Source organism: Legionella tunisiensis (genome assembly GCF_000308315.1).
Lineage (GTDB): Bacteria > Pseudomonadota > Gammaproteobacteria > Legionellales > Legionellaceae > Tatlockia > Tatlockia tunisiensis.
In genome coordinates, this window is sequence record NZ_CALJ01000066.1 from 1 (window position 1) to 9,605 (window position 9,605).

Below are 9,605 nucleotides of genomic sequence, written 5' to 3' on the forward strand. Positions count from 1 at the left end.
TTTTCCGAATCCTTTGGACTAGGGACATTCCCTAGTTCAAAGTATACGTTTGAAGACAGCCGTATACACCAATGACTGCGATAACATTTTATTTTACGGTCTCTTAACGGTTACAGGGTTTGCCTGCTGCACTTTAAGGGGTATGAATTTGCTATAATCATTAAAATTCCAAGAGGTAATTCTTAGAATTCATGGGGATAATATTGTAACAAGCAATGAAGATGGTTTTCGCATCTACTGATGAGAGATTTTTTATTGATAATGAATTTATATGAGAGTGGATTATGGCTAGACCAAAGGTAGTTAAAGATAAAGATAAACGCGGTTTATTGCCACCTGCTAAGGCGTTTGGACAAATCGCCGAAGTTGCTACCACTATTGAAGCAATAGACTATGCTTGTGAACGAGCAAGAGCTACATTTACACAAAAGGGGGTAATTAATAAAGCCCCCACTCAGTCAATGTTGAAAAAGATGGATAATGTTCGCCAGAATGTCCATTTCCTGCGTGGCCAGAATAGTGAGCTTTGGTCTGGTAATATGACTGCTGAGAACCCTTTTGAGAATCTACAACAGAATCTGGCAAAACAAGAAGTAGCGGTAATGAATGATAAAATTCAGGATAAGAGTGTTGTAATGGATTACGCTTTCAATGATAAAGGCGACTTCCGGCGAGGCATCGCCATTGATGGTGTAGAAATGGATGCTAAGATTGATGAAGATCGTGAAACAATTGAAGTCGTTGATAATTTATTTAATACCTGGCTTGCGAGCCATCATTATCGTAGCGATGATAGTGTCATCTATAAAATTGATGAGAATGGTGGCTTTACTGTCGGTAAAAACGGCAAGGTTAGAGCTGAGGGTGGTGAGTTAAGTGAACTTATGGAAGGGGATAATGGGTTTGAAAGCTATATGCAGGACCAAGGGATTGACATGACTACCCGACAACAGTCCTTCCCGGGAGAAGAGCCTACTGTTAGCAAAAAACAACAGCAAACCGTTCAACCTGCTGCTGTCCAAGAAGTGGATATCGAAGAAATTCCTGATTATGAGGGTGTGCGAACTCCGAAGAGTTAAGTCGAAGAAGTAATATTGGCGAATTTGAGTCGTTCAGAGGAGCCAATATCAATCCATAAGCCCTGGTAGAGTTCTCCGCTAGCCAGGTTCCTGCTGGTTAAATCACGAAGTAGAGAAACCACGGAATATCTGCCTGTTTTACATTGCTCAAAGGCTTCTGGGCGATAACAAGTTATTCCTGCAAAGGTATATAATTTCTGATTGGTTAGTCGTTGTTGATTTCCCAAGCCAAAATCACCTTGATTATGCTGTGGATTAGGAACGAGAACCAGATGAGCCATGGTTTCTTCTGCCAAACTTAATTGAGAGAAATCATAATCAGTAAAAATATCGGCGTTAACAGTTATAAAAGGTGTATTACCTAGCAAAGGCAGCGCAGCGTGAATGCCTCCACCTGTTTCAAGGCCGCCTGGAGGCTCAGGAGAATAACAGATTTCAACTCCCCATCTGGTACCGTTACCAAGGTGTTGACGTATTTGCCCCCCCAAATAAGCATGATTAATAACGATACGTTCAAATCCTGATTTGGCAAGCTTTTCTACATGATATTCAATCAGTGGTTTGTTATGTACCTGACACATGGCTTTAGGTACTTGATCAGTAAGGGGTTTGAGACGTACTCCCCTGCCGGCGGCTAAAATCATGGCAGTTTTCATGGTAGACGAATCCTGTTTTGCATGAATTGGTAAAAAGGATGTAATTCTTCGTAGGTTTCAAGACACGCCATGACATAATGATGGGTTAGCGGTAAATCCTGCAAATAATTGGCTTTATTATCACGCAAATACAAGCGGGAGAAAACGCCTAACACTTTTAAATGACGTTGTAGACCACACCAATCGAAGGCACGGGTAAATGCTGATAAAGACCAACCAGTTGCATGAGGTGCCTGGCTATGGAAAGTAGTTAGCCATTTCATTACCTGTTCGCGGGGCCATTGAATGTAGCAATCCTTCAAGAGAGAGACCAGGTCATAAGTAAAGGGGCCACGCATGGCATCTTGAAAATCGATAATCCCTAAAGAATGATTGTCATGCTCTGCAAGCAACATAATATTGCGTGAGTGATAATCGCGGTGAATAAAGAGCTGTGGTTGCTCCAAGATTGCGTCACACAGTTGAGCAAAGGTTTCATCTAATAATTTTTCTTCTGCTGTGGTTAATTTTATTTTTAAATAAGCGTCTAAAAACCATTCACGAAATACGTTTAACTCATACATGATAAATGCTTTGTCAAAGACGGGTAGCTGTGCTGTTGCTTGAACTGAACATTGTTGTATTTTGATGAGCGTGTCCATGGCCATAGGATAGAATTTGTTGGCCGTTTCTACGTTGAGATGATTGAGTAACAACGCGTCACCAAAATCATCCAGAAGAACAAAACCTTGTTCTTTATCGACAGCATGGATCTGCGGGGTACGTATACCAGCAGTGGTCAACAAGCCGGCTACAGTGAGAAAAGGTTGTAGTGCTTCTTTATCAGGGGGGGCATCCATAACTACTTGGGTCATCGAATTATGATGCAGACGGAAATAACGTCTGAAGCTTGCATCACCTGCTAGAGGATGTAGGGTAAATTTAGACGGGAAAAGCACTTTTTCAAGCCACTTGTTAAGTGCGTTTTGTCGATTATGCATGTTATACTCCTCAGCCTTGTTTTTTAGAGCCAGCCATGAAATTCTACAGAATTTAATGAGAGAATTTCACATGGACTCTTGCTTGCAGGTGTCATGTTTTTTGCAATTGATAGGATCTGCTGACATTTCATTGGCTTGATTCGAAACGCGACGCTTTCGGCCAAGAGAGTAGAAATTTCAACGGCCCCTAAATTATCATGCACCTTGTGCATGTGGATCATAAGGTATTTTGGTGACGCTGAACATTAGGTTTAATGCTATACCGCAAGTAATTCATAAAATGATTTGTCATCGCTACGTGTTTACAGGTTTTATTGCAGCAAGCACTTTGGCTATAGGCACGTATCATGTGGCGACTTATGCCTCTGATATTATGATGGAGCCAGTACAAGCTTGCGTAATCGCGCGCGATGTTGAGTTAAATGCGATTGTTCGTTCTAAAATTGCCCAATGCTTAGGGTGGCAAGAAAATGCTCCTTATTCTGTTTGCCGAGGGTCTTACAAACCGCTGACTGTTACTCCGCTGGCGGACGATGAAATACGAATCATGGCCAATGAGGTTTCTTTTTATAATCAAGGCCGTTCTCAATTGTCTGGTGATGTGGAAGTCCAACAAACTGAACGGATAGTGAATGCACAAACGGCTTATGTTTACCGTGATGCCAAATCGAATAAAGTAACAAAAATTGAATTATTTGGAGAGGTAAAATATTTAGAGGCTGAGCGCTTAATGATTGCGAGAAAGGCGACTATTAATCCCCAAGATAAATCTGGACAAGTTGAAGATGTTCTCTATCGTTTTAATTCACAGCGCCAAGGCGCTATTTTGCCGGCATGGGGACGTGCTAGTTTGATTCAACGTTTTGCTAATCAAGATTATCGTTTAGAGCAGGCTACTTATAGTAATTGTGCGCCTCAGGATAAAGCTTGGCAAATCGAAGCAGAGACTATTACGCTTGATAAGGCAAAGGCAACAGGGGTAGCACGAAATGCTAAATTACGTGTAGGTGGCTGGCCTGTGTTTTACACACCTTATTTTAGTTTTCCTACCTCGAAAGAGCGTAAATCAGGGTTCTTAATGCCAATTATTGGAACGTCGAATGTTGGTGGTTTTGATTACGCTCAACCCTATTATTGGAATATAGCGCCAAATTATGATGCTACCCTTATCCCACATGTTTATTCACGTCGTGGTTTGATGTTGGGAGGTCAATTTAGGTATTTGACCAATAGGTCTTACGGTGTATTCAATGGCCGTTTTTTACCTAATGATCGCGCCTTTCGCAATTTTATACTGGATAATGAAGTGCAATATCCGCAATTGCGTGGTACTTCAACCGATCGGTGGTCTGTGCAGTTGCAAGATAGTACGCAGTTTAATCCTAATTTACATATGGGGATTAATTTTCAACAGGTTTCAGATCCCTATTATTTGCAAGATTTTAGCTCAAATCTTGCTATCTTAACTGAACGACAGTTGTTGCGTCAGGGCAATTTGACCTATACAACAGATAATTGGCTATTTCGTGGTATGGTCCAAAGTTATCAAACCTTGCGTCCAATTAATCAAACGCCTATTGAGGATGTTTATCAACGCTTGCCGCAATTAATGGCGCGGGGAGTTTATGATGATTTACCTCTTAGAGGTAATTTCTCTCTATTGGGGCAATTTGATTACTTTCAATGGCCGGATAGTCGTTTATTAAAACCAGAAGGACCACGTTATCATTTAAATCCAATTTTGTCTTTTCCTCAAATGAAGCCTTGGGGATATTTTACTCCGGCCGTAGAGCTGGTGGAGAACTACTATGACGTTAAGCAAAATCGTACTTTCTTTGATAGCGATGCTTTTCCGTTGAATAATAGTCCCTATTTCTTAAATAATAATATCTATGGCAGCAATTATTATCCTTATGGACTGAATTATTACAGCTCCTATGCTTTGAATAACAATGGCACGCCTCTAAGCAGACAATTTAATCGTACAATACCTCGCTATAGTGTGGATGGCGGTTTGTATTTTGAACGTCCAGTAAATGTTATGGGGAAAATGTTTACCCAGACTTTGGAACCTCGTCTTTACTATCTCCATGTCCCTTTTCATGATCAAACCCCCATTCCTGTGTATGACTCTGGCTATATGATATTTAATACAGACCAACTTTTTCGTACTAATCGTTTTTCAGGTTTTGATCGTATTGGTGACGCTAATCAATTGAGTTATGCAGTTAGTTCACGTTGGCTCTCCGATGAGACAGGTAGTGAGAAGGCGACAATTTCCATCGGCCAAATTCGTTATTTTGCTAATCGTCGGGTACAACTTTGTCAAAATAACATAGGAACTTGTGTAGATAACCCTTTAACTTTGGGTTATTTATCGCCTCTTGCGAAATCATCGCCCATCGCAAGTCGTGCAGTCTATCATTTTCATCCAGCTTGGGTATTAACTGGTGATTATGTTTGGGATCCTTATACAAGTGCAACGAATAATGGCCATCTTAATTTTCATTACCAACCGGCAAAGAATCAAATTGTGAGTGTCGGTTATTCCTACTTGGTTAATGGCGACATTACTCAAGTGGCCAATAGTCAGGTACAGGATAACTCCTTGCATCAGGCAACTTTTGCCTATGCCTGGCCTTTAAATGAGAGGTGGAGCACTTTAGGTGCTTATAATTACAATATCAGTAAACGCTATGCAATGATGACTTTTTTGGGATTACAATATGACAGTTGTTGTTGGGCAGTACGGTTGATAGGAGGACGTACCTTCCAGAATTTAAATACCCAATTGCAGCCAAGATATAACAATAATGTCTATTTACAGATTTTATTAAAAGGACTAGGCTCAGTTGGAAATAGCGACCCAGCTAGTACAATACACACTTATATTCCGAGTTATACCGATAGTTTTCATAGTTAGCCTTTAATTTTGTTTTAAATTAACTAAAGTTGCTTGTATTTTGATTAAGAATGGCCTAAATTGCCGGAAAAAAGAAAGAGGATAATCGCATGCTCAAGCGGATTGCATTTTTATTGTTGCTCTTACCAGCCTTGGTTATTGCTGGACAACCTTTGGATAAAGTGGTTGCTGTTGTTAATGACGGTGTTATTACAGAGAGTGAACTGAATTCTCAGGTCGAGATTTTACGACAGCAATTGGATGCTAAACGAATGCAATTGCCTTCAGAAGCTGTCTTACGTAAACAAGTATTACAACATTTAATCGATGTTGATATACAGCTGCAAATAGCGAAGCAAAATGACATCACAGTAGATACTGCCGACCTAAATGAGGCGCTTAATAAAATTGCAACTAACAACAAGTTAACCCTGACTCAGTTGCGCGAAGAAGTAAGTAAGCAAGGGTTAAGTTGGCAAAGCTACCGAGAAAATATTCGTAAAGAAATGCTGATTAGCCGCTTACAACAAAAAGCGGTAGGTAAAGACGTAGTCGCTGTGACACCCCAACAAGTAGAAGATTACATGAAAACCGCACAACAGGATGATAAAACCAAACAGACTTACCACCTGCAAAATATTGTCATTCCTGTACCAGAAGAGCCTACAACAGAGCAATTAAACAAAGCTCACCAAAAAGCGAAAGACTTGCTTGTTAAACTAAAACACGGTGATGATTTCAGTCGTATGGCTATTGCTGAATCCAGTGGAGAGTTTGCTTTGGAGGGTGGTGATTTGGGCGAACGTCATCTTGCTGAACTTCCTGAGATTTTTGCCAATCAGGTAGTGAACATGAAGGTAGGGGAAATTGCTGGACCAATACGGACAGGGAATGGTTATCAGTTGATTAAATTAACGGCTATCGGTGGCGATGATGGGCATCATGAGGTTATAAAAACGCATGTGCGCCATATTTTGCTAAAACAGGATGCAAGTATGACCTCGATTGAAGCAAGTAAACAAGCCAATAATTTGTATCAGCAATTAAAATCAGGTAAAGATTTTGCTCTGATGGCCAAACAATATTCGCTTGATGCTGCAAGTGCTGTTAAAGGTGGTGATTTAGGATGGGTGAGCGCTGGTGAATTGGTACCTGAGTTTGAGAAAGTGATGGATGCATTGCCTCTACATAAAATTAGTAAACCAGTGAAAACGCCTTTTGGCTGGCATTTAATTGAGGTCTTGGAACGTAAAAAGATTGACGACACAGCCTCTTTCAAGCGTCAACAAGTTAGACAGTTTTTGCAACAGCGGAAATTTACGGAAGCAGTACAAAATTGGCAGCAACATCTGCGCGCAGAAGCCTACATCAGTATTTTGGATAAGAAATTGGCATGAAACCACTACTGGTTAGTAGTGGTGAGCCAGCAGGGGTAGGGCCTGATTTATGTCTTGCCCTTGCTGCTTATGATTTACCTCTAGTCATTTTAGCTGATAAGGACTTGCTTGCGCAGCGAGCAGCAGAATTGAAATTACAAATTACTTTTTCTAATTATCAACCTGATGTTCCTATTATTACTAAGCCAAATCACTTGACGGTCTTATCCATCCCTTGCGCTATCAAGGTTGTGCCAGGTCAATTAAATCCCTTAAATGCAAACTATGTGATTGATATGCTGGGCTTGGCGGCGGATAAATGCCTGCAAGGCGAATTTGCTGCTCTGGTTACTGCCCCTGTGCATAAGGCTATTATTAATCAGGCAGGTATGGCTTTTACTGGCCATACAGAGTTTTTAGCAAAACACTGCAATACAGAAACCGTGGTCATGTTATTGGCTTGTGAAGCAATGAAAGTCGCTTTAGTGACCACTCATCTTCCATTACGAGAGGTGGCTGATGCCGTCACGAAACCTTTAATTGCTTCAGTGGTTGAGTGTTTACATACGGCGCTAAAGTCTGATTTCGGCTTGAGTGATCCATGTATCTATGTCGCGGGTTTAAATCCTCATGCTGGCGAGGGTGGATATCTAGGGCGAGAAGAAATTGAGGTTATTACTCCTGCTCTAATCGAATTGCAAGCAAAAGGGATTAATGTTCAGGGGCCTTTTCCTGCAGATACCATGTTTACACCCCGTAATCTCCAACACTGCGATACCTTTGTTGCTATGTATCATGATCAAGGATTATCCGTATTAAAATATGCAGGTTTTGGTTCAGCGGTTAACGTGACACTTGGTTTACCCATTATTCGTACGTCTGTTGATCATGGCACTGCACTTGATTTAGCGGGTACTGGTTTAGCGGAGACTGGTAGTCTGCTGGCCGCAGTCCGTATGGCAGAATCAATGGCAAGAATAAGAGAAAGCAGAAAATGACTATCATTAGTTTAATTGCTGCGGTCGATGAAAATCGGGGATTAGGAAAAGATAATCACTTGCTCTGTCATCTGCCAGCAGATCTTAAACATTTTAAAACAGTGACTATGGGAAAGCCGATCATCATGGGACGAAACACCTATGATTCTATCGGCAAACCTTTACCAGGACGATTGAATATTGTTTTAAGCAGACAAAATCTTTCCTTGGAAGGCGTAGCAGTAGTTGACTCACTTACGAAGGCCTTAGCACTGGTAAAAAATGTGCCTGATGTGATGATTATTGGAGGAGCTACTGTTTATGAACAATCCCTTGATCTGGCTTCGCAAGTTTATCTAACGGTGATCCACCATCAATTTGATGCTGATGTCTTTTTCCCTACTTTATCCAAAACAGATTGGCAGTGTAAAGACGCTGTTTTTCAGCAGCGTGATGAAAAAATAAGTATGATATGACTTTTTATCGCTATGAGCGAAGCCAAGGCTGTAGTCAGCCCTAATTATTTCCACACCGAATATGATTAAAATTGTCTATTCGACAATGTCTACCACACGCAATTTCATTAAAGCTATTAAGAACACAATTTTCATCACGTCTCTGCGCACAAGCTACTTTCAAGGGCGACTTCACACAACCATAGCCGCAGCTAATATGTCCAAAGCTATCAGCAACACATTGTTGATCAGGCATTTTTGCACAAGCAACTCGATTGACTGAGCGTAAACAATTGAATCCACAGGCTTGTTCGCCGAATGGTCCACGGATACATTGCTGAACAGTCTGATTGGAGCGGCTACCGCGGTAGTAGCTGGGATACTGGTTTTGGTATGGATTGCCATAAGAGCCATGCGGATGCGTGTGCCGATTTTTATCAACCAATATAAGGTAATTATTAGTAATAATTTCATGGCCGCCATAGGAAATATTACAATGATGATAACCAGGCCAGGTCTTACCGGGCTGTTTGCTACCCTTAAAAAAGCTTGGCATAAAAATAGCGGGGCACCATTACTATCACGGCCAATTCTTAGAGGGAGTTCACCGTGATCTCCTTGCCACTGCGTGTGGTTAAATAGTTGCCTGGGTGGTATATCAAACTCGTCAACGATATATTCTTTTCCACCATAGGGGACATTACAGCGGCCATACCCTGCCCAGGTTTTACCAGGCTGGGAGCTATTAAATAAGCGAGCAATACAGAGGTACAACGCTTTACCATTGGTATCCGTTCCAGTTCTGAACGCGTTTGCTAAGGAGTGAGTCGGATAACGATGGTAATGGTTATAATTGGCTGACGCTAAGGATGGCAGGCAGAATGCCAAGCAGAGAAAATAAAATACACGCATTATTCAATTCCAAGCTATCATGTTAATAATTTGATCAATAGATTAACTTATAGGGTCCTGTCTGGCAAGCAATCGTCTGGGTTAGCAGCCTAACTGAATTGAAGCGATATAATGTTACCTTGTTAATCTGAAAATAGAGATTGATAAGTTTGCTGGACAGAGAGCTCACATATATAGGAATGCTAAGTAAAATAGAAATAAATTTAAGTAAAAAAATGCAAAAAGTATTTGACAAGGAGTACCGGATGAGTAGAATACGCATCACGCC

The 9,605-nt window shown here is 41.0% G+C and carries 8 protein-coding genes; 5 read left to right on the plus strand and 3 right to left on the minus strand.

All coding sequences use genetic code 11. The annotated features are described in order from the left end of the window. The first annotated feature begins 284 nt into the window (after nt 1-284). Nucleotides 285-1,079, plus strand: coding sequence for a hypothetical protein (locus tag BN58_RS05375; protein WP_019215970.1), 795 nt, complete (start codon nt 285-287; stop codon nt 1,077-1,079). On the opposite strand, the gene murU is transcribed toward BN58_RS05375, so the two are convergent. Both murU and BN58_RS05385 read right to left on the minus strand, forming a co-directional pair. Beyond that, complete coding sequence (murU, locus tag BN58_RS05380; protein WP_019215971.1) at nt 1,076-1,735, minus strand: N-acetylmuramate alpha-1-phosphate uridylyltransferase MurU; 660 nt, start codon at nt 1,733-1,735, stop codon at nt 1,076-1,078. The genes BN58_RS05375 and murU overlap by 4 nt on opposite strands. Continuing rightward, the gene (locus BN58_RS05385; RefSeq protein ID WP_019215972.1) at nt 1,732-2,715 is read right to left on the minus strand and encodes an aminoglycoside phosphotransferase family protein; all 984 of its coding nucleotides are present in this window, start codon (nt 2,713-2,715) and stop codon (nt 1,732-1,734) included. The genes murU and BN58_RS05385 overlap by 4 nt, the downstream gene beginning before the upstream one ends. 280 nt (nt 2,716-2,995) lie before the next feature. On the opposite strand from BN58_RS05385, the gene BN58_RS28100 reads away from it, so the two are divergent. The 4 genes from BN58_RS28100 to BN58_RS22365 all read left to right on the plus strand — a co-directional run bounded on the left by BN58_RS28100 (nt 2,996) and on the right by BN58_RS22365 (nt 8,446). Further along, nucleotides 2,996-5,638, plus strand: coding sequence for an LPS-assembly protein LptD (locus tag BN58_RS28100; protein ID WP_051131843.1), 2,643 nt, complete (start codon nt 2,996-2,998; stop codon nt 5,636-5,638). 89 nt (nt 5,639-5,727) lie between these two features. Further along, complete coding sequence (locus BN58_RS05395) at nt 5,728-7,014, plus strand: peptidylprolyl isomerase (RefSeq protein WP_019215974.1); 1,287 nt, start codon at nt 5,728-5,730, stop codon at nt 7,012-7,014. Then, a complete protein-coding gene (gene pdxA / locus BN58_RS05400; RefSeq protein ID WP_019215975.1) occupies nt 7,011-7,991 on the plus strand; it encodes a 4-hydroxythreonine-4-phosphate dehydrogenase PdxA in 981 nt (326 codons plus the stop codon). Before BN58_RS05395 ends, pdxA begins: the two co-directional genes overlap by 4 nt. After that, the gene (locus tag BN58_RS22365; protein ID WP_019215976.1) at nt 7,988-8,446 is read left to right on the plus strand and encodes a dihydrofolate reductase; all 459 of its coding nucleotides are present in this window, start codon (nt 7,988-7,990) and stop codon (nt 8,444-8,446) included. The genes pdxA and BN58_RS22365 overlap by 4 nt, the downstream gene beginning before the upstream one ends. Before the next feature lie 171 nt (nt 8,447-8,617). On the opposite strand, the gene BN58_RS22370 is transcribed toward BN58_RS22365, so the two are convergent. Then, nucleotides 8,618-9,337, minus strand: coding sequence for a DM9 repeat-containing protein (locus BN58_RS22370; RefSeq protein ID WP_019215977.1), 720 nt, complete (start codon nt 9,335-9,337; stop codon nt 8,618-8,620). Nucleotides 9,338-9,605 lie beyond the last annotated feature (268 nt).

Coding starts and splice junctions, on each gene's coding strand:
- BN58_RS05375 (WP_019215970.1), top strand. CDS start 285: ATGGCTAGACCAAAGGTAGTTAAAGATAAAGATAAACGCGGTTTATTG.
- murU (WP_019215971.1), bottom strand. CDS start 1,735: ATGAAAACTGCCATGATTTTAGCCGCCGGCAGGGGAGTACGTCTCAAA.
- BN58_RS05385 (WP_019215972.1), bottom strand. CDS start 2,715: ATGCATAATCGACAAAACGCACTTAACAAGTGGCTTGAAAAAGTGCTT.
- BN58_RS28100 (WP_051131843.1), top strand. CDS start 2,996: ATGATTTGTCATCGCTACGTGTTTACAGGTTTTATTGCAGCAAGCACT.
- BN58_RS05395 (WP_019215974.1), top strand. CDS start 5,728: ATGCTCAAGCGGATTGCATTTTTATTGTTGCTCTTACCAGCCTTGGTT.
- pdxA (WP_019215975.1), top strand. CDS start 7,011: ATGAAACCACTACTGGTTAGTAGTGGTGAGCCAGCAGGGGTAGGGCCT.
- BN58_RS22365 (WP_019215976.1), top strand. CDS start 7,988: ATGACTATCATTAGTTTAATTGCTGCGGTCGATGAAAATCGGGGATTA.
- BN58_RS22370 (WP_019215977.1), bottom strand. CDS start 9,337: ATGCGTGTATTTTATTTTCTCTGCTTGGCATTCTGCCTGCCATCCTTA.